General features: G+C 56.0%; 22 protein-coding genes. 12 read left to right on the top strand and 10 right to left on the bottom strand.

The window, feature by feature from the left end; translation table 11 throughout:
• Window positions 1-15 precede the first annotated feature (15 nt).
• Genes lptB through BLV48_RS01055 form a run of 5 tightly spaced genes read right to left on the bottom strand, consistent with a single transcriptional unit; the run spans window position 16 to window position 3,317 of the window.
• Entirely contained in the window at window positions 16-741 is a 726-nt protein-coding gene (gene lptB / locus BLV48_RS01075; protein WP_091821734.1) for an LPS export ABC transporter ATP-binding protein, read from the bottom strand.
• The gene (lptA, locus tag BLV48_RS01070; protein WP_091821731.1) at window positions 741-1,253 is read right to left on the bottom strand and encodes a lipopolysaccharide transport periplasmic protein LptA; all 513 of its coding nucleotides are present in this window, start codon (window positions 1,251-1,253) and stop codon (window positions 741-743) included. Before lptA ends, lptB begins: the two co-directional genes overlap by 1 nt.
• On the bottom strand, window positions 1,243-1,806 hold the full coding sequence (gene lptC, locus BLV48_RS01065) for an LPS export ABC transporter periplasmic protein LptC (RefSeq protein ID WP_091821728.1): 564 nt from the start codon (window positions 1,804-1,806) through the stop codon (window positions 1,243-1,245). Before lptC ends, lptA begins: the two co-directional genes overlap by 11 nt.
• Window positions 1,807-2,346, bottom strand: coding sequence for a KdsC family phosphatase (locus tag BLV48_RS01060; protein WP_091821725.1), 540 nt, complete (start codon window positions 2,344-2,346; stop codon window positions 1,807-1,809). It lies immediately after the preceding gene.
• Window positions 2,346-3,317 carry a KpsF/GutQ family sugar-phosphate isomerase gene (locus BLV48_RS01055; RefSeq protein WP_091822833.1) on the bottom strand — a complete coding sequence of 324 codons (972 nt, stop codon included), beginning with the start codon at window positions 3,315-3,317 and terminating at the stop codon, window positions 2,346-2,348. Before BLV48_RS01055 ends, BLV48_RS01060 begins: the two co-directional genes overlap by 1 nt.
• A gap of 203 nt (window positions 3,318-3,520) precedes the next feature.
• Here BLV48_RS01055 and BLV48_RS01050 point away from each other — a divergent pair, with 203 nt between their 5' ends.
• The 9 genes from BLV48_RS01050 to hisD all read left to right on the top strand — a co-directional run bounded on the left by BLV48_RS01050 (window position 3,521) and on the right by hisD (window position 10,101).
• The gene (locus tag BLV48_RS01050) at window positions 3,521-4,333 is read left to right on the top strand and encodes an ATP-binding cassette domain-containing protein (RefSeq protein ID WP_091821722.1); all 813 of its coding nucleotides are present in this window, start codon (window positions 3,521-3,523) and stop codon (window positions 4,331-4,333) included.
• Window positions 4,334-4,335: 2 nt separating this feature from the next.
• The gene (gene mlaE / locus BLV48_RS01045) at window positions 4,336-5,118 is read left to right on the top strand and encodes a lipid asymmetry maintenance ABC transporter permease subunit MlaE (RefSeq protein WP_091822830.1); all 783 of its coding nucleotides are present in this window, start codon (window positions 4,336-4,338) and stop codon (window positions 5,116-5,118) included.
• Window position 5,119: 1 nt separating this feature from the next.
• A complete protein-coding gene (gene mlaD / locus BLV48_RS01040) occupies window positions 5,120-5,578 on the top strand; it encodes an outer membrane lipid asymmetry maintenance protein MlaD (protein WP_091821718.1) in 459 nt (152 codons plus the stop codon).
• Window positions 5,575-6,249, top strand: a complete 675-nt coding sequence (locus BLV48_RS01035) for an MlaC/ttg2D family ABC transporter substrate-binding protein (RefSeq protein ID WP_254774941.1) — start codon at window positions 5,575-5,577, stop codon at window positions 6,247-6,249. The genes mlaD and BLV48_RS01035 overlap by 4 nt, the downstream gene beginning before the upstream one ends.
• On the top strand, window positions 6,224-6,526 hold the full coding sequence (locus tag BLV48_RS01030) for an STAS domain-containing protein (RefSeq protein WP_091821715.1): 303 nt from the start codon (window positions 6,224-6,226) through the stop codon (window positions 6,524-6,526). Before BLV48_RS01035 ends, BLV48_RS01030 begins: the two co-directional genes overlap by 26 nt.
• A gap of 85 nt (window positions 6,527-6,611) precedes the next feature.
• Window positions 6,612-6,851: a BolA family protein gene (locus BLV48_RS01025; protein WP_091821712.1), complete on the top strand. Its 240-nt coding sequence runs from the start codon at window positions 6,612-6,614 to the stop codon at window positions 6,849-6,851.
• Window positions 6,852-6,870: 19 nt separating this feature from the next.
• A complete protein-coding gene (gene murA, locus BLV48_RS01020) occupies window positions 6,871-8,133 on the top strand; it encodes a UDP-N-acetylglucosamine 1-carboxyvinyltransferase (protein ID WP_091821708.1) in 1,263 nt (420 codons plus the stop codon).
• 16 nt (window positions 8,134-8,149) lie between these two features.
• Window positions 8,150-8,800 (top strand): ATP phosphoribosyltransferase, encoded by a 651-nt coding sequence (gene hisG, locus BLV48_RS01015; RefSeq protein WP_091821704.1) that lies wholly within the window; start codon window positions 8,150-8,152, stop codon window positions 8,798-8,800.
• Window positions 8,797-10,101 (top strand): histidinol dehydrogenase, encoded by a 1,305-nt coding sequence (gene hisD, locus BLV48_RS01010; RefSeq protein ID WP_091821701.1) that lies wholly within the window; start codon window positions 8,797-8,799, stop codon window positions 10,099-10,101. The genes hisG and hisD overlap by 4 nt, the downstream gene beginning before the upstream one ends.
• 72 nt (window positions 10,102-10,173) lie before the next feature.
• Here hisD and BLV48_RS01005 read toward each other — a convergent pair whose 3' ends face one another.
• A complete protein-coding gene (locus BLV48_RS01005) occupies window positions 10,174-11,322 on the bottom strand; it encodes a Do family serine endopeptidase (protein WP_091821698.1) in 1,149 nt (382 codons plus the stop codon).
• An 85-nt stretch (window positions 11,323-11,407) separates the two neighbouring features.
• On the opposite strand from BLV48_RS01005, the gene BLV48_RS01000 reads away from it, so the two are divergent.
• Window positions 11,408-12,169, top strand: coding sequence for a Nif3-like dinuclear metal center hexameric protein (locus BLV48_RS01000; RefSeq protein ID WP_091821695.1), 762 nt, complete (start codon window positions 11,408-11,410; stop codon window positions 12,167-12,169).
• A gap of 34 nt (window positions 12,170-12,203) precedes the next feature.
• On the opposite strand, the gene BLV48_RS00995 is transcribed toward BLV48_RS01000, so the two are convergent.
• On the bottom strand, window positions 12,204-12,779 hold the full coding sequence (locus tag BLV48_RS00995; RefSeq protein WP_091821692.1) for a Z-ring associated ZapG family protein: 576 nt from the start codon (window positions 12,777-12,779) through the stop codon (window positions 12,204-12,206).
• A gap of 296 nt (window positions 12,780-13,075) precedes the next feature.
• On the opposite strand from BLV48_RS00995, the gene BLV48_RS00990 reads away from it, so the two are divergent.
• Entirely contained in the window at window positions 13,076-14,620 is a 1,545-nt protein-coding gene (locus BLV48_RS00990; RefSeq protein ID WP_091821689.1) for an HDOD domain-containing protein, read from the top strand.
• A gap of 9 nt (window positions 14,621-14,629) precedes the next feature.
• Here the strand turns inward: BLV48_RS00990 and BLV48_RS00985 are convergent, their stop codons facing one another.
• The 3 genes from BLV48_RS00985 to BLV48_RS00975 are packed head-to-tail and all read right to left on the bottom strand — an operon-like array spanning window position 14,630 to window position 16,919.
• Window positions 14,630-15,190 (bottom strand): cob(I)yrinic acid a,c-diamide adenosyltransferase, encoded by a 561-nt coding sequence (locus BLV48_RS00985; protein ID WP_091821686.1) that lies wholly within the window; start codon window positions 15,188-15,190, stop codon window positions 14,630-14,632.
• 9 nt (window positions 15,191-15,199) lie between these two features.
• Entirely contained in the window at window positions 15,200-16,009 is an 810-nt protein-coding gene (gene ppk2 / locus BLV48_RS00980) for a polyphosphate kinase 2 (protein WP_091821683.1), read from the bottom strand.
• Complete coding sequence (locus BLV48_RS00975; RefSeq protein ID WP_091821681.1) at window positions 16,002-16,919, bottom strand: ketopantoate reductase family protein; 918 nt, start codon at window positions 16,917-16,919, stop codon at window positions 16,002-16,004. Before BLV48_RS00975 ends, ppk2 begins: the two co-directional genes overlap by 8 nt.
• 80 nt (window positions 16,920-16,999) lie before the next feature.
• Between BLV48_RS00975 and BLV48_RS00970 the strand changes: the two genes are divergently transcribed.
• A complete protein-coding gene (locus tag BLV48_RS00970; protein WP_091821678.1) occupies window positions 17,000-17,482 on the top strand; it encodes a YajQ family cyclic di-GMP-binding protein in 483 nt (160 codons plus the stop codon).
• Window positions 17,483-17,498: the final 16 nt, after the last annotated feature.

The raw sequence follows: 17,498 nt of genomic DNA, 5'->3' as shown, positions 1-17,498 counted from the left end.
ATTGACGACTCAGGATCAAAGGGAAAACTGCTCGCCCAGATAGGCACGGCGAACCTGTTCGTTAGCCAGGATCTCGGCCGGTGTGCCCTGTGCGAGTATTCCCCCTTCACTTACGATATATGCTCGTTCGCAGATGTCGAGTGTCTCGCGCACGTTATGATCGGTGATCAGAATGCCAATGCCGCGAGACTGCAGGTGGCGAATGGTTTGTTTGATATCGCTGACCGAGATTGGATCAACGCCGGCAAAGGGTTCGTCCAGCAGGATAAAGTCAGGCTCGGTTGCCAAGGCCCGTGCGATTTCAACACGTCGACGCTCTCCGCCAGACAGGGCCATACCCAGGCTATTGCGCAGGTGAGTAATGTGAAACTCTTCCAGCAGCTGCTCCAGTAATGCCTTACGATCCGAGGTATTCAGCTCCTTGCGAGTTTCCAGAATGGCCATCAGGTTGTCATGTACGCTCAGCTTCCGAAACACCGAAGCTTCCTGAGGCAGATAGCCGATACCACGGCGAGCGCGCTCATGCATGGGCAGGCGGGTAACGTCGTCCTGGTGCAGTCGGATTTGTCCCCGGTCGGCGTGGATAAGCCCCACGATCATATAAAAGCAGGTGGTCTTGCCGGCACCGTTGGGTCCCAGCAGACCAACGATCTGGCCCGTTTCCATCTGAAGGGATACATCCTGTACCACCTGGCGCCCCTTGTAGCTTTTGGCAAGGTGTAAGGCTTCCAGTGTCGCCATCAGTTGGTCCCCGTCGGCTTGGGCTGAATCACCATTTTGACCCGTTCGCCGCCCTCGCGGTCGCTGCCGAAAGCGTTCACCACCGCACGCGCCATATTGTAAACGATCCGCTCTCCGGTGAAGGTATCCTTGGACTGATCGACGCGTGCATTTTCGGTGATGGTAACCTCTTGTTGCTTGACCCGGTACTCCATCCTTTCACCGTAGGCCTTGGTCAGGGGCTGATCGGCAGATGGCTGCTGCTGAAATCTGGCCGGCTTGCCGGTGGAGATAATGCGGTCAATGCTGCCGTCAGCTGCACGGTGCAGTTCAACGCGCTCACCACGAATTTCCATGCTGCCCTGAATTATTTCCACATCGCCTGTGTATACGGTGATACCGGTACGCTCGTTCATGCTGGCGCGATCAGCCGAGACGTTGATTGGCTGATTGCGATCCTCGGGCAGTGCCTGCACGCTGGCGGACAGGCTCAGCAGCAGGGTGGTCAGCAACACAGGGCGGTTAATTCGCATGGTATGTACCTTTTACCTCGGACAGCAGTTCAACCCGCTGTTCGTCAAAAAAGACCTCCATGCCTTGGCTTTCCATATGGTCCAGGCCGCGTATTACCCTGACTGGCAGGTCTGTGTGGGCATAGTCGCGTGGAGGGTAGAGTGTCAGTCGCTCGGTCAGCATCTCGCTGGCACTGCCTGAAGGCGGATTATCATGAAGCTGTACATCACCTGCAAGTACTATGCGTTCCTGTGAGTCGGGCATGCGGCCTTCCTGTGCCAAAATACGGAACTCACCACTCTGCTCGCGGGGTATCAGGGTGGTTGGGTTGTCCAGCAGCATCTCACCTGGTTCAGGGTAGTGGCGCATCAGAGGAGAGCTCAGTTCCTGTGCCATTTCGCCGCTCTGGTTCCAGCGCGTGATCCGGGCCTCGCGGACGAAAAAGTCGATCCGAGCGGCACCATTGTCCAGTAAAGGCTCGTCGTTCAGCCGGGTAGAGGCAAACCCCCACCAGAGCAGGGGCACCAGCAGCAGGATCAAGGCGATGGAGAGTCTCAGTCGACTTTGCAGCATTCAGCGGTACTCGTCGTAGATGGCGCTGAGTTTGCCCTGTGCGGCCAGAATCAACTCGCAAAACTCCCTTGCGGCCCCCTTGCCTCCAGCGGCACTGCTGCACCAATCCGCCTCTTTGCGCACCAGTGGATGACCGTTGGGTACACAGGCGCCAAAGGCGCAGGCGCGAATGGCGGCAAGGTCGGGCAGGTCGTCTCCGATATAGGCGGTATCGGCGGCGCTGTGTCGACTGGTTTGCCACAGTTCATCCAGTGCGACCAGTTTGTCTTCTCGCCCCTGGCGCAGATAGGTGATGCCCAACGCTTCAGCTCGCTGCTCCACCTGGGGCGAACGGCGCCCCGTGATGATGGCCGTTTCGATGCCACAGCGATGCAGCAGCTTGATACCGAGGCCGTCGAGGGTGTGAAAGCTTTTGACTTCGCGGCCATCAGCCAGAAAGTTGAGGCGGCCATCTGTCAGAATGCCGTCGACATCGAACACTGCCAGACGGATATTACTCAGTGCCTCACGCAATGAGGTGGGAAAATTGTCCAGATGCATCAGATGACTCCCGCTTTCAGCATGTCATGCATGTTGAGGGCGCCGACCGGCCGATCATGCTCGTCAACTACCAACAATGCGTTGATTTTGCGCTGCTGCATCAGGCTGAGGGCTTCGGCGGCCAGAATGCCGGGAGATACACGTGTGCATTCGGTTGTCATCACGTCAGCAATGGGTGTGCTGGCGAGGTTGATCTCCTGATCCAGTGTGCGGCGCAAGTCACCGTCAGTAAAGACACCCAGCAATTTACCCTGTGGATCGGTCACGGCCGTCATGCCCAAGCGTTTACGTGTGACTTCCAGCAGTGCTTCACGCACCGAGGTGCTGGCCTGGACCTGAGGAATGTCCTCACCGGTGTGCATGATGTCGTCGACTTTCAGCAGTAACCGTCGGCCAAGACTGCCACCTGGGTGTGAGAAGGCAAAGTCTTCGCTGCTGAAGCCGCGGGCTTCGAGCAGCGCAATGGCCAATGCATCACCCAATACCAGCTGTGCCGTTGTACTGGAAGTTGGAGCAAGCCCCAGTGGACAGGCTTCACGATCGACGGGGATGTGCAGATTGACATCCGCGCTGTGCGCGAGGGTGGAATCGGCATTCGCCGTAATGCTGATCATGGGGGCTCCCATTCGTTTGATCAGCGGCAGAATGGTAATGAGTTCAGCGGTTTCGCCTGAGTTGGACAGGGCCAGCACGACATCGTTGCCGGTAAACATGCCGAGATCACCGTGACTGGCTTCGCCAGGGTGAACGAAAAACGACGGAGTGCCGGTACTGGCGAGGGTGGCGGCTATCTTGTTGCCGATGTGCCCAGACTTGCCCATACCTGTCACAATGACACGACCCTTGCAATTGAACATCAGATTACAGGCTTGGCTGAAATGCTCGTCAAGGTGGTTCAGCAACTCCTGTACCGCCTCCAGTTCCAGGCGGATGGTCTGCTGGCCGGATCGGAGGTAGTCGCTTTGAGTCATGGTCGGTATCACCTGATCAGTTGTGTCTGCCAAAAACGGCATTCTACCCCAGAGTGGCCGGGGCGCCTAACGCATGTCTGACAAGCCTGAGGAAGACGTTCAAGTTTAACCGTCGCAGTGGTATATTGCCCACCTTTGTGTATGGATTGCGGGCCCGTCACAGAGGCCTGAATCTGAACGGAAGCTGGAGCCATGCTGACGCTATGAAGCCTGAAAGCGATGCCATTATTGATATCCGCGGATTGAGTTTCTCCCGTGGCGATCGGCCAATTTTTGATGGCGTGGATATCAAAATACCACGCGGCAAAGTGACGGCTATCATGGGGCCGTCCGGTACCGGCAAAACAACTTTGCTCAAGTTGATCGGTGGCCAGCTGCGCCCTGATCGTGGCGATATTCTGCTGGATGATCTTAATATTCCGACTCTGGGCCGGCGTGAGCTGTTCGAGGTGCGCGAACGCATGGGGATGCTGTTCCAGAGCGGAGCGCTTTTTACCGACATGGATGTATTTGAAAACGTGGCTTTTCCGCTGCGAGTGCATACCGATCTTCCCGAAGAAATGATCCGAGATATTGTGCTTATGAAACTGCAGGCGGTAGGGCTGCGGGGAGCGCGTGAACTGATGCCAAGTGAGTTGTCAGGTGGCATGGCGCGTCGTGTTGCCCTGGCGCGCGCCATCTCACTGGATCCGGATATCGTGATGTATGACGAACCCTTTACCGGGCAGGATCCTATTGCGATGGGTGTGTTGGTAAACCTGATTCGAAGGCTTAATCAGGCGTTGGGGCATACCAGTATCATTGTGTCGCACGATATCAAGGAGACCCTCGGAATTGCGGACTATATATACATACTTTCGGATGCCAAGGTTATTGCCCGCGGCACCCCGAAGGAGCTGGCCGATGTAGATTCCGACAAAGTGCGCCAGTTCATGCAGGGGTTGCCTGATGGACCCGTGCCGTTCCATTACAAGGCGCCGGACTACATGCAGGACCTGCTGGGAGAAACACGGTAATGATGCTGAATATGTTGCAGCGGCTGGGCCATCGGTCCCTGTCGAGACTTGCGGCGCTTGGGCGGGCGAGCCAAATTCTGTTCCAGTCCCTGGTGGCCAGGCCGCAGCCGTTGATGATGTTGCCACTGGTGCTCAAGCAGATCTGGTTTGTCGGGGTGCTGTCACTGGTGATTATCGTAGTATCCGGCGGCTTTATCGGCATGGTGCTGGGGTTGCAGGGCTATACCATCCTGGTCGATTACGGATCAGAACAGGCGGTTGGTCAGATGGTTGCGCTGAGCCTGGTACGCGAACTGGCACCGGTAGTGGCCGCTCTGCTGTTTGCCGGTCGGGCAGGTTCGGCACTGACAGCGGAAATCGGTCTGATGAAGGCCACTGAACAGCTTGCCAGTCTTGAAATGATCGGGGTCGACCCGTTGCGCAGTATTGTCGCACCACGCCTGTGGGCTGGGTTCATCTGCATGCCATTGTTGGCCATGATCTTTGCCGTTGTGGGCATCTGGGGTGGCTCTCTGGTCGCAGTGGATTGGTTGGGGATTTATGAAGGCTCTTTCTGGGCCAACATGCAGCAGTCGGTCAGTTTTTATGATGATGTTGTCAACGGCATTATCAAGGCCGTTTGTTTTGGTCTGGTGGTGACCTGGATAGCGGTATTCCAGGGATACGACTGTATCCCTACCTCGGAAGGAATCAGTCAGGCAACGACCCGTACGGTTGTGTACTCGTCGCTGGCGGTGCTGGGGCTCGATTTTGTACTGACAGCTTTGATGTTTGGAGAACTCTGAAATGCGCATGAGAACCGTAGAAATCGGTGTGGGAGCGTTCATGCTGGCGGGTATCGCCGCCCTGCTTGTGCTGGCGTTGAACGTCAGTGGTCTGAACCTGTCTGAACAAGGTAAGGGGTACAAGGTATATGCTCGTTTTGAAAACATAGGTGGCCTGACCCCAAGGGCCAAAGTATCGATGTCTGGTGTTCAGATCGGCAAGGTGACCGCGATCCGTATTGATACACGCATGTTGATGGCTGAAGTCGAGATGGAGATTTTCAACGAAGTTGATTACCTCACTACTGACAGTTCGGCCAGTATTCTGACAGCTGGACTTCTGGGTGAACAATATATCGGTGTTGTGCCGGGCGCGGATGTGGAAGTGCTTGGCGACGGTGATTACATTGAAGATACACAATCGGCTTTAGTGCTTGAAGAGCTGATCGGCAAGTTCCTGTTCAACAAGGTGGGTGAATGATGATGGTTAAAGTCTGCAGGAATGCCCTGGTCGCATTGCTGGTGCTGGTGATTCAGCCGGCGGTGGCAGAGGGCAGCTGGAATGAGGCCAGTGCTGTAATCGACAGCGCTACCCGAGACATGCTGGCGTTGATGGACAATGATGCCCTGACCGGAGAAGAGAACATCGAAAAGATGATGGGCGAAATCGAAACCATCATTGCGCCGGTGGTTGATTTCCCCTACATCGCGCGTCAAGTCATGGGCAAGTATTTCCGTCGTGCATCTGATGAGGAGCGTGATCGCTTTGCGGATGTGTTCAAGACAACCCTGCTGCGCACCTATGCCAAATCGATTTCCGGCTTTGAGTTGCGTAACTACGACATGCAGGTTCCGGGCTCGGAAAGCCCAGAGCCTGACAAACAGGTCGTGAGCGTCAATATGCAGGCCGCTAATGGTCAGACCTACACACTGGTCTACTACATGTTGCGTCAGCAGGATCGTTGGACGCTGGTGAACGTGATGGTGGATGGTATCAATCTGCGTATCACCTTCCGTAATCAGTTTGCTGATCTGTATGAGCGTAACCGGTCCATGTCAGCCACAATCGAGGCATGGGCTGACCAGATGCAGGATGTCAACCTGAAGGAGCAGCCGGGCGGGCAGGATGAAACTGACAGTAGCGAAGCTTGATACCAGCAACGACGGCGTTATCCGGGTCTCCGGTGACTTGACGTTCCAGACCGTTCCGGCGCTGCGCGAGCCGTTGCTGCAGGAACTCTTTGCCCGCGAGGGGGAACGTCGACTGAATCTGGAGGCCGTGGGGCGCGTCGACAGCTCGGCGCTGTCTCTTTGGCTGGTGTGTCAGCGTGAAGCGAAACGCAGAGGGGTCAATCTGATATTGGAAAGTCCGCCGCAAGATCTTTGTTCGATTGCCGAGTTGGTCGGGCTTGAGGGTGTGCGGCGCTGAGGGTCAATCGCCTTTTGTCCCCCTTTTCGTTATCATCAGCGCCAGTTTTAAGAGTACAGACCACGTTGCAGCACGGGAGTAGCGAATGCAGGCCGATGAAGTAAAACAGATTCTGGAACAGCAGCTTGACGGTTGCACCGCTTACACGGCTGGGGAAGGCTGTGATTTTCAGGTGACCGTAGTCGGTGATGTATTTGCTGGCCTTACACCGGTCAAGAAGCAGCAATTGGTATACGGCTGCCTCACCGAACAGATCGCCAGCGGCGCCATTCATGCCGTAACCATCAAGACCTATACCCCGGAACAATGGGCCGCACTGAACTGAGTTTCCAGCAGGAATACCGATGGACAAACTGATTATCGAAGGCGGTGCCTGCCTCAATGGAGAGGTCCGTATCTCCGGCGCCAAAAACTCGGCACTGCCGATCCTGGCCGCGACCTTGCTGGCGGACGAGCCGGTCACTATATGCAATTTGCCCCATCTGCATGATATTACCACTATGCTGGAGCTTTTGCGCCGCATGGGAGTGGATCTGACTGTTGATGAAAAGCTGAGCGTTGAGCTCAACGCGAGTACCATTACCGACCTGTGTGCGCCCTACGAGCTGGTAAAAACCATGCGCGCCTCGATTCTGGTACTTGGGCCTTTGCTGGCACACTTCGGTCGAGCAGAAGTATCCCTGCCAGGGGGCTGTGCCATCGGCAGCCGCCCGGTTGATCTGCATATCCGCGGCCTTGAGGCCATGGGGGCCGATATCGTCGTTGAAAACGGATACATCCGTGCCAGCAGCAACGGTCGTCTAAAGGGCGCGCGTGTGTTTTTTGATGTGGTAACCGTAACCGGGACAGAAAATATCCTGATGGCAGCAGCACTGGCAGAAGGTGAAACCATCATCGAAAATGCTGCTCGTGAGCCTGAGGTGGTCGATCTTGCCAACTGCCTCAATGCGATGGGGGCGGATGTGCGCGGTGCCGGTACCGACACTATTACCGTACATGGTGTGGAATCACTCAAGGGTTGTCGTTACTCGGTATTGCCGGACCGAATTGAAACCGGCACCTTCCTGGTGGCTGCGGCCGCGACCGGGGGCAGGGTCAAGTGCAAGAATACGCGGCCGGATACACTCGATGCCGTGTTGCAAAAACTGAGAGAGGCCGGTGCCGAGATTGAAACCGGTGCAGACTGGATCAGCCTGGACATGCATGGACAGCGGCCGAAAGCGGTCAGTGTTACAACCGCTCCCTATCCTGCATTCCCGACCGATATGCAGGCACAGTTTGCAGCACTGGATGCGGTTGCGATCGGTGTGGGCAAGATCCGCGAGACCGTATTTGAAAACCGCTTCATGCACATGCAGGAGATGATCCGCATGGGCGCGGACATCTCCATAGAAGGTAATACAGCCATTATTGAAGGTGTCAAAAAGCTGCAAGGTGCACCTGTCATGGCGACCGATCTGCGCGCATCGGCCAGCCTTGTGATTGCAGCCCTGGTGGCGGAAGGCGAAACCGAAATTGACCGCATCTATCACATTGACCGCGGTTATGAATGTATCGAAGAGAAATTGCAGCTGCTGGGCGCGCGTATTCGCCGCGTCCCGGGCTGAGTGAGCGAAGAGGCCAATGAAACAACAGCTGACCATCGCCCTGTCAAAGGGGCGCATCCTGAAAGAGACCCTGCCGCTGCTGGCAGCGGCCGATATCGTACCGGCTGAGGACATATTCAGCAGTCGCAAGCTGATTTTCGATACCAATCATTCGCATATCAAGCTGGTGGTCATTCGGGCGACCGATGTGCCCACCTATGTTGAATACGGCGGTGCCGATATGGGGGTGGCAGGCAAGGATGTGCTGATGGAGCATGGTGGTGAGGGACTGTATGAGCCACTGGACCTCGAAATTGCCAAATGTCAGCTGATGGTAGCCGGGATGAAGAATGCGGCCGCGGTTGAGGGGCGTATGAAGGTGGCGACAAAGTTCGTCAACCTGACCCGAGAGTACTTTGCCCGTCAGGGGCAGCAGGTCGACATCATCAAGCTCTACGGTGCGATGGAACTGGCGCCGATTATGGGGCTAGCCGACCGAATCGTGGATATCGTGGATACCGGCAACACCCTGCGCGCCAACGGCCTGGAACCGATGCAGCACATTGCGGATATCAGCTCTCGCCTGGTGGTTGGCCAGCCGTCAATGAAAATGAAGCACGCACTGATTCAGCCGATTCTGGATCAGTTGCAGCAGGCGATCGATGCACGTCGGGAGGGAGCAGCATGAGTATCTCCGTTCAACGTCTGGATGCGGCGCAGTCCGATTTTGATCAGCAGTTGAGCCGCTTGCTGGCGTGGGAAAGTGTGTCAGATGACAAGGTCAACACGATCGTCAATGAAGTGATTGGCCGTGTACGTACCGAAGGCGATGCTGCACTGGTCGAGTACACCAACCGCTTTGACCGCACCAATGCCCGTTCGATGCAGGATCTTGAACTGGGGCAGGCGCGTTTGCAGCAGGCACTGGATGGCCTGCCGGCTGAACAGCGCGCTGCACTGGAAAAGGCAGCCGAGCGTGTACGTGGCTACCATGAACGGCAGAAAGGTGAGTCCTGGCAGTACACGGAAGCCGATGGCACCATGCTGGGTCAGCAAATTACGCCTATGGACCGTGTTGGCATCTATGTTCCCGGTGGCAAGGCGGCTTACCCCTCTTCGGTTCTGATGAATGCACTGCCGGCCCATGTGGCAGGTGTGCGTGAAATCATTATGGTTGTACCCACCCCTGAAGGCGTGCTCAACGAGCTGGTACTGGCAGCGGCAGCGCTGGCAGGTGTCGATCGTGTGTTTACCCTTGGTGGTGCTCAAGCGGTTGCTGCACTGGCCTACGGCACTGAAACGGTGCCGCGGGTAGACAAAATCGTGGGCCCGGGCAACATTTTTGTCGCGACAGCCAAGCGTGCCGTTTTTGGTGCTGTGGGTATCGACATGATTGCCGGCCCCTCCGAAATCCTGGTGGTATGCGACGGCAAGACAGACCCGGACTGGGTTGCGATGGACCTGTTTTCGCAGGCTGAACATGACGAGGATGCCCAGTCGATTCTGATCTGCCCGGATGCAAACTACCTGGATCAGGTTGAGGCCAGTATCAACAAGCTGCTGCCAACTATGGAGCGACGTGAAATCATTGAAATTTCGCTGCAGAACCGTGCTGCGCTGATCAAGGTTGCCGATATGGATCAGGCGGCAGAGCTGAGCAATCGTATTGCGCCGGAACACCTGGAGCTGTCTGTGGAAGACCCGGTTGCACTGCTGCCTCAGATTCGTCATGCCGGGGCCATCTTCATGGGACGCTACACAGCGGAGGCATTGGGCGACTACTGTGCCGGTCCCAATCACGTACTACCGACCTCCGGTACGGCGCGGTTCTCATCTCCTCTGGGGGTCTATGACTTCCAGAAACGCTCATCGCTGATCATGTTCTCAGCCGATGGGGCATCGGAGATGGGTAAGGTGGCGTCGGTGCTGGCCCGTGGCGAGAGCCTGACCGCTCATGCGCGCTCGGCAGAGTACAGGATCAAGAACTGATCCGAAAACAGCATGCAGCGTGCACAATAAAGGCTCCTGAGGGAGCCTTTATCTGTTTCAGTGGCGGATGTGTCAATTACGGCTGGGTGGGCGCTCACCGATGCTGGCTGTAACCATCATCTCATGACCATCCCTAAGGACACCCAGTGCAATTTTCTGCCCAGGCTTGAAGCGAGCGATACGATTCATGGTAGCGCGACTGGTGGTGACTGGTTCACCTTCAACCTGCAGCAGAATATCGCCGGGCTGGAGTCCTGCTTGGTGGGCTGGGCCGTTACGGAAGATTCCCGCCACAATCAGGCCAGGCCGCTCACCAACACCGAATGACTCGGCGAGCCGAGGGGTCAGTTCCTGAATCTCTACGCCGAGCCAGCCACGGATTACGCGGCCATGGCTGATCAAATCCTGCATCACCTGTCTTGCCAGCGATGAGGGGATGGCAAAACCGATTCCCTGCGAGCCTCCGGATTTGGAAAAAATGGCGGTATTGATGCCAACCAGGTTGCCGTGTGCATCCACCAGCGCCCCGCCAGAATTTCCGGGGTTGATCGCGGCGTCGGTCTGGATGAAGTCTTCATAGGTGCTCAAGCCAAGGCGGTTACGACCGGTGGCACTGATGATCCCCATGGTGACGGTCTGGCCAACGCCGAAGGGGTTGCCTATCGCCAGTGCGACATCCCCGATGCGTAGCTCGTCATTGGCCGCCAGTGTGATGCTGGGCAGGTCTGTAAGCTCTATCTTGAGGACGGCGAGATCCGTTTCCGGGTCAAGGCCGATAACGCTGGCCTGTGCCTCTCGGCCATCACGCAGTGCCACCACGATACTGTCAGCCCCGCTGATAACGTGATTATTGGTGACGACATATCCTTGTTCGTTAAGAATAACGCCAGAGCCAAGGCTGGACTCTATTCGGTCGCGTTGTGGCAGTTGCTCGGCATTGAAAAAATTGCGGAAGAAAGGATCATTCAAAAGAGGGTTGACTGGCTGGCGAACCAGTGTGCGTGTATAGATGTTCACCACGGCAGGAGCTGCTTTGTCGACCGCGTCAGCATAGGACACCACGCCTTCTCGTGCTGGGAGTGTCAGTTCAGAGGAGGCGGCCTCGCGGATCTCGACAGTGGTAACAGGCGGTGAGATCAGCTGTGGATAAAATTGCAGTATCAGCAGAGCGGCAAGAATACCGGTTACTACTGGCCAGATGAGATAGGATACTCTGCGCATCTTGCTTGATTGCACCTGTACATCATTTCAGACTGGACTGATTATACGGCTGCGCGAGCTGTTTTGAAAATTGATGGAGGAATTGATGTCGATGAATATCAATGAGCTGGTGAAATATTGTGACCAGCTGCTTCAGGTCGGCAGTTTCCGTGATTATTGTCCCAACGGCCTGCAGGTGGAAGGGCGTTCCCGGATTAGCCGTATTCTCACAGGGGTGACGGCCAGTCAGGCGCTGCTGGATGTCGCTGTTGAGTGGCAGGCTGATCTGGTACTGGTACACCATGGCTACTTCTGGAAAGGCGAGTCACAGGTGGTGACGGGGATCAAGCAGCGGCGGCTGAAAACCTTGCTGCAGCATGATATCAATTTGATGGCTTATCATTTGCCGCTGGATGCGCATCCGACGTTGGGCAACAACGCCAGGCTCGCTGAGCTGCTGGGGTTCAAGGTGGAAGGGCCACTTGAGCCCGGGGCCGTGCCGGCGATTGGTAATATGGGACGACTTGAGCAAGGTTTGTCACTGCAGGGACTGGAGCAGCGCATCAGCCATGTATTGGGTCGCAGTCCGCAGGTTATAAGTGGCGGGAGTCATGATATTCGAACGGTCGCCTGGTGTACCGGGGCTGCAGAGCGGATGATTGAGCATGCGCTGGCACAGGGTGTGGATGCCTACATCAGCGGCGAGATTTCAGAGCCGGTGGTGCACATTGCGCGCGAAGCGGGAATTCACTACATCGGTGCGGGCCATCATGCAACCGAACGTTATGGTGTGCAGGCCCTTGGGGAACATCTGGCTGAGCAGTTCGGGCTGGAACACCGGTTTGTCGATATCGACAACCCGGTGTAAGCCCTGAAGTACCCTAATAAAGCGGGCGGAAGGGTCAGTTTTTTGGCTTCTGCTCTGAAGAACGCTTATGGGTATCATCCTCCGGTGCATCATCACCGTAAGCAGTCGGATCATGGGCGGCAGGCGCTTTCGTGTGCTCTTCCGCTTCTGCCTGCTCTTTACGGCTCAAGCCGTAACTTTCAGACAGGGTGCCCGCTTCGTCGGACTTCTTCGGAGCGTAATCACGCGGTGGCTCCGGGAGCTCTTCCTGTTCGCTGTTATCAAGCGCATCTGTCACGGTTGGAATGTCCTGGCCCAGTTTGGGCGGTGCCTCATGCTGCAGTGCCATTGAGGCCGGTAGCCCTGGGCAAAGCGACTCTGCGCTGTTGGCGAGGTGCTGGTGCACCTTGCGGTACTGTTCGCTCAGACCATTAACCAGCTCGGCCGTTTCCTCGAAATGGTGACCAACTTTGGTCCTGTACTGCTCAAGCTCGCTGCGGGCGCTGTCCAATTCATCCACAAGCTCTTGCTCGCGATTCGAAGAGCCACCGGCACGACCCAGCAGATAACCGATGAGGGCGCCGATCGCCAGGGCAATCAGTGTGATAATCCATATGTTGCTTTGTTCCACGCCTCAGTCCTCATTCACAAAATCTGTTAACGCCTTCATATTAAAGTAAAGCGATCCCGAAACCCATGCATCAACCATTATTCTTGTCGCAAGAGTCGTGTCCATAGGCGGTTGGTCGAGTAGCCCTCAGCTATACTGTGCAAGTGCGTCTTGGCTTGATGTCAGTCACAGCGAGTATCCGTTGTGCAGCTTAGAAGAGACTCTTCTGTACCCGCTGGATCAAGGCGTGATCGGCGGGTAACTCTGATATAATGCCGTCCAATTGCGACAGTATATTGCGGTGAGGACAGCCTAGATTGAAATACCAGGAAACACTTAACGCTATTTATGCCCGCCTGGATCGTCTGGGTGACCTGCCTGTATTCAGTGCTACGGTGAATCGTATTCGTCAGGTCAGCAGCTCCCGACAAAGTGATGCCATGGCACTGGCCATGGCAGTGATGAAAGATGCCAACCTGTCAGCCAAACTGCTCAAGATAGCCAATACCCACACCTACAATCGAGGCCAGGGCAAAATAAGCGCCGTCTCCAGAGCGGTTGTACTGATTGGCTTTGAGCGGATTCACAATCTCTGCATGACCCTCAAGCTGATCGAAAGCTTTCGGGATGAGCAACCGGATACAGGGATCGAGCAGCTGCTGATCAGTGCCTTTCTCAATGCGTCCATCGCCCGGGAAATGGCCGCTGCGGCCGGGGCTGTTGATATAGAGGAAACCTATATCTGTGGTTTGCTCTACGGACTGGGGGAGATTATCGTTGCCTTCACCTTGCCGGATACCTATCGCGACATGCTGCGCCAGCGTGCCCTCAAGCGAGAGGGGTGGCCACGTATCCAGCTACAGGCGCTGGGTGGGCACTTCAGTGACATAGGCCAGGATTTGGCGCAAAGCTGGGGCTTTCCAAAAACCGTAGTACAGGCGATGGACCCGCTGTCAGCCGATCAACTGCACGGGAAGGACAAGCTGAATCATCGCTTGGCCGCCGGCTGTCATGATCTGTTGGAGTTGATCTATCGACGTGATACTTCCGGTGACCTGGACTACACCGAGCTGATGTTGGATTTGGCATCAGCTACTCGGCAACCGGTGGACAGCCTGGATCAGCATGTCAGCGAAGCGTTTCGTCAGGTGTGTGATTTGGCTGATGAGTACGGTCTCAGGAACAGTACCATCAGCCCTCGTGTCGAGGCGTCTGAAGATGCGCCACTGGACGAAGCTACCCGCAAGTTGGCCTATTATGTCCACTCCCGAGAGGCCCGTCGACGCGACCCTGACGTTGTGCCGGCCCCGCTTGAATCGGCTCAGTTGGATGAAAAAGCTCACTGGATGGAACAACAGCTTATCTATCTGCAGCGGCTGAACGAACTCATCAGTGAGCAGGCCGGTGCCACCAGTCTGCTGGAAGTGGCTGTCGATGCGATTGTAAAAAGCTGTGCTTTGGAGCGTTCGGCGTTCTGTATGCTCGGTTCTGAAGGCAAGGAACTCAGGGCAAAACTGGTGTCGGGACTCGATGGACGACCGCTGCGTCATTTTTTTCAGCTAAGGCGCGATGATGAGTGGGCTACGCTGTTCTTTCGTCTGATGGATAAGCGTATGACCTTGCTGGTGCCTGATACCGATGAGCCGGGCTGGCGTGACCGACTGCCAGCCGAGTTCATGCAACAGGTGGATCCACGTGGTTTCATCATGGCGCCTCTGGCCGTTAATGACAGGGTGATCGGCTTAATCTATGCCGATAAAATCACACCGGGGAGTATTGTCGAGGATCAGGAATTTCGGGTATTCAACCAGTTTTTGGTGCAGGCCCGCCTTGGGTTGGAGGTCCTGCGTCATAGGCGTTAATACCTGCGCCTACTTTGGCCGGCGTGGCTGCCAAAGTACTTCAGTACCACTATTGAGGCGGCTCAGTGTACGGGCACACACGAACAGCAGGTCTGAGAGTCGGTTGAGGTAAGCTGCACTTTGCGGGTTGACACTGTCGGTACCGGCCAGTTCAACAACTCGGCGTTCGGCGCGCCGACACACACAGCGACAGAGGTGAGCCTGAGCGGCTGCACGGTTGCCGCCGGGCAGAATAAACTCCTCCAGTGGCGGCAATTCGGTGTTGAGGCTATCCAGTTGCTGCTCAAGCCATAGAACCACTTCCTGTGTGATTACAGTGTAATCCGGGTCCGCTACGGCCAGCTCGCCGCCGATATCAAACAGGTCATTCTGAATGCGCTGCAACAGCGGTGACAGGCTGTCCGGCATGTCAATCTCAGCCAGCAGCAGCCCCAGCAGGCTGTTGAGTTCATCCACATCACCAAGTGCCTCGATGCGCGGGTGATATTTTGGGATGCGTTGGCCGTTGGCCAAAGCGGTAGTACCGCTGTCGCCGCTGCGAGTATAGATTCGAGTGAGACGATTACTCATGTGGGTTCCTTAGTTCTGCTCCGTTGATGGGCTTCGCTGCTGCAGGCTGATGTGTGCCGCTTGTACGATCAGAGGGTCGGGTTCGATCTGAATGTCCGGATTCGGATCCGGATAAGGCAAATGACTGAGAATATGGCGCATTGCGTTCAGGCGTGCCCGTTTCTTGTCATCAGAGCGGATAATGGTCCAGGGGGCGTCTGCCGTGTCGGTATGAAAGAACATCGATTCCTTGGCTTCGGTATAGGCATCCCACTTGTCCAGTGATGCCAGATCAACCGGAGAAAGTTTCCAGTGCTTGAGCGGGTCGGTACGGCGTGACTGGAAACGATTGAACTGTTCCTCGCGGCTGACTTCAAACCACAGCTTGAACAGTCGAATGCCACTGCGCACGAACATGCGTTCCAGCTCCGGTGCTTCGCGCATGAATTCCAGGTATTCCGACGGGGTGCAGAAATCCATTACACGCTCGACGCCTGCGCGGTTGTACCATGAACGGTCGAGCAGGATGATCTCACCAGCAGCGGGAAGGTGTTTTATATAGCGCTGGAAATACCATTCCGACCTCTCACGCTCGGTTGGCTTCTCAAGTGCAATGACATGGGCGCCACGCGGATTGAGGTGCTCCATGAAGCGTTTGATGGTACCTCCCTTGCCTGCGGCATCGCGCCCCTCGAATATGATCAGAATCTTCTGCCCCGTTTCTCGTACCCAGCGCTGTACCTTGAGCAACTCAATTTGCAGCTCGCGCTTTTCCGCTTCGTAGATGTCGCGCTTGAGCTTTTTTTTGTAGGGGTAATCCGGTGTGTGCGGTTCAGTCATTCCGATGTTCTCTTTCCATTGTCAATGTTCTGATCTGATGAAGCAGGGCCGTATTAAGTGGGGTGGCAATGCCATATTCAGATGCTCGATGGCAGAGGTAACCGGTAATCTGTTCGATTTCCGTCTGTCGCTTATGGCGTATATCCTGCAGCATAGAAGACAGGTTGTCGCCTGTCGCATGTGCCACGGCTTCTGCCTGTTGATGCAGCGGTTCAGTAAACAGTGTGATACCGGCTGCTGCGGCTACCTGCTCGACTTCGGTGCAAACCTGTCGCAGCAGTTGCAGGCGATGCTGATTATGCAGCAGTTCGCCGTTACGGCAGTTTTCCAGGGCGCTCAGCGGATTAATGGCACAATTGATTGCCAGCTTGCGCCACAGTACCGGCAGAATTTCGTTGCAGCCTGTCAGTGTCAGAGGCAACCGGTCCCAACCATCAGGTAGAACAGATGAAGCTGGGGTCAGTGGGCCGATCAGGGTTTCGCCTCGGCTGATGGAGTGCAGCCTGTTGGGTGGCTCGCGCCAGGCGCCTGCTGTAGTGGTGGCTGCCCAGAGCTGGCAGTCGGGTAGCAGATCAAGCACGGCCTGTTGCTGTCCCATACCGTTCTGCAATAGCACAATTTGACAGTCGGGTTGCAGCCGATGCTGTATGGCACGCAGCGCAGTCAGGGTATCATAGGCCTTGGTTGTGACCAGCAGGTGCCGGATCGGGTTGGGGTTGTTGATGGTTTCCGCTTTGGGTGAGCAGCGCTGTACCTGACCTGACTCATGCAGCTCTATGCTGTTGCCATGCTGCCAGCTTTTCAGTGCAGCCTTGTCGCGCAGCATAAGGGTCGTTGGTACAGAGCCGTGTTCGAAGAGGCAGGCCCAGAGGCGTCCAATCGCGCCAGCGCCAAGAATGTACCAGTGCATGGGTACTCCGCAGGTCCAAAAAGCATGATCTTAGCCCCGTTTCGGGCGGGGATGAAACCGATATTAACAGGAGAGTTGAAATGCCTTCATTCGATGTAGTGTCTGAGCTGGATATGCATGAAGTAACCAATGCTGTCGATCAGGCCAACCGTGAGCTACAGAGCCGGTATGACTTTAAGGGTGTCAAGGCGGCATATGAACTCAGCGGAGAGGTGGTGACACTGGAAGCGGAAGTGGACTTTCAACTGCAGCAGATGCTGGAAATGCTGAAGGCCAAGCTGACCGGGCGCAAGATCGATATCAAGTGTATGGAGATCAAGGATCCGGATCTGGGCGGTGTGAAGGCGAAGCAGGAGGTGGTCCTGCGTCAGGGACTCGACCAGCCGCTGTGCAAGAAGATCAGCAAGGTGATCAAGGATGCCAAACTGAAAGTGCAGACCCAGATTCAGGGTGACAAGGTGCGCGTGACCGGCAAAAAGCGCGATGACCTGCAGGAGGCGATCGCGCTGCTGCGTGAGTCTGATGTCGAATTGCCGCTGCAGTTCAACAACTTCCGTGACTGATTGGGCAAAGCCGAGT

The sequence above is a fragment of the Marinobacterium iners DSM 11526 genome, from assembly GCF_900107855.1.
GTDB lineage: Bacteria > Pseudomonadota > Gammaproteobacteria > Pseudomonadales > Balneatricaceae > Marinobacterium > Marinobacterium iners.
The sequence above is the reverse complement of the archived record's forward strand: the minus strand, read 5'-3'. Positions and strand labels throughout refer to the sequence as shown.

Excerpts from the sequence above, each read along its gene's own strand:
- mlaE (WP_091822830.1), top strand. The coding sequence starts at position 4,336 with ATGCTGAATATGTTGCAGCGGCTGGGCCATCGGTCCCTGTCGAGACTT.
- BLV48_RS01030 (WP_091821715.1), top strand. The coding sequence starts at position 6,224 with ATGAAACTGACAGTAGCGAAGCTTGATACCAGCAACGACGGCGTTATC.
- BLV48_RS01025 (WP_091821712.1), top strand. The coding sequence starts at position 6,612 with ATGCAGGCCGATGAAGTAAAACAGATTCTGGAACAGCAGCTTGACGGT.
- lptA (WP_091821731.1), bottom strand. The coding sequence starts at position 1,253 with ATGCGAATTAACCGCCCTGTGTTGCTGACCACCCTGCTGCTGAGCCTG.
- lptC (WP_091821728.1), bottom strand. The coding sequence starts at position 1,806 with ATGCTGCAAAGTCGACTGAGACTCTCCATCGCCTTGATCCTGCTGCTG.
- ppk2 (WP_091821683.1), bottom strand. The coding sequence starts at position 16,009 with ATGACTGAACCGCACACACCGGATTACCCCTACAAAAAAAAGCTCAAG.
- BLV48_RS01000 (WP_091821695.1), top strand. The coding sequence starts at position 11,408 with ATGTCGATGAATATCAATGAGCTGGTGAAATATTGTGACCAGCTGCTT.
- BLV48_RS01005 (WP_091821698.1), bottom strand. The coding sequence starts at position 11,322 with ATGCGCAGAGTATCCTATCTCATCTGGCCAGTAGTAACCGGTATTCTT.
- hisG (WP_091821704.1), top strand. The coding sequence starts at position 8,150 with ATGAAACAACAGCTGACCATCGCCCTGTCAAAGGGGCGCATCCTGAAA.
- BLV48_RS01055 (WP_091822833.1), bottom strand. The coding sequence starts at position 3,317 with ATGACTCAAAGCGACTACCTCCGATCCGGCCAGCAGACCATCCGCCTG.
- BLV48_RS00975 (WP_091821681.1), bottom strand. The coding sequence starts at position 16,919 with ATGCACTGGTACATTCTTGGCGCTGGCGCGATTGGACGCCTCTGGGCC.
- murA (WP_091821708.1), top strand. The coding sequence starts at position 6,871 with ATGGACAAACTGATTATCGAAGGCGGTGCCTGCCTCAATGGAGAGGTC.
- BLV48_RS01050 (WP_091821722.1), top strand. The coding sequence starts at position 3,521 with ATGAAGCCTGAAAGCGATGCCATTATTGATATCCGCGGATTGAGTTTC.
- BLV48_RS01060 (WP_091821725.1), bottom strand. The coding sequence starts at position 2,346 with ATGCATCTGGACAATTTTCCCACCTCATTGCGTGAGGCACTGAGTAAT.
- mlaD (WP_091821718.1), top strand. The coding sequence starts at position 5,120 with ATGCGCATGAGAACCGTAGAAATCGGTGTGGGAGCGTTCATGCTGGCG.
- lptB (WP_091821734.1), bottom strand. The coding sequence starts at position 741 with ATGGCGACACTGGAAGCCTTACACCTTGCCAAAAGCTACAAGGGGCGC.
- BLV48_RS00970 (WP_091821678.1), top strand. The coding sequence starts at position 17,000 with ATGCCTTCATTCGATGTAGTGTCTGAGCTGGATATGCATGAAGTAACC.
- hisD (WP_091821701.1), top strand. The coding sequence starts at position 8,797 with ATGAGTATCTCCGTTCAACGTCTGGATGCGGCGCAGTCCGATTTTGAT.
- BLV48_RS00985 (WP_091821686.1), bottom strand. The coding sequence starts at position 15,190 with ATGAGTAATCGTCTCACTCGAATCTATACTCGCAGCGGCGACAGCGGT.
- BLV48_RS01035 (WP_254774941.1), top strand. The coding sequence starts at position 5,575 with ATGATGATGGTTAAAGTCTGCAGGAATGCCCTGGTCGCATTGCTGGTG.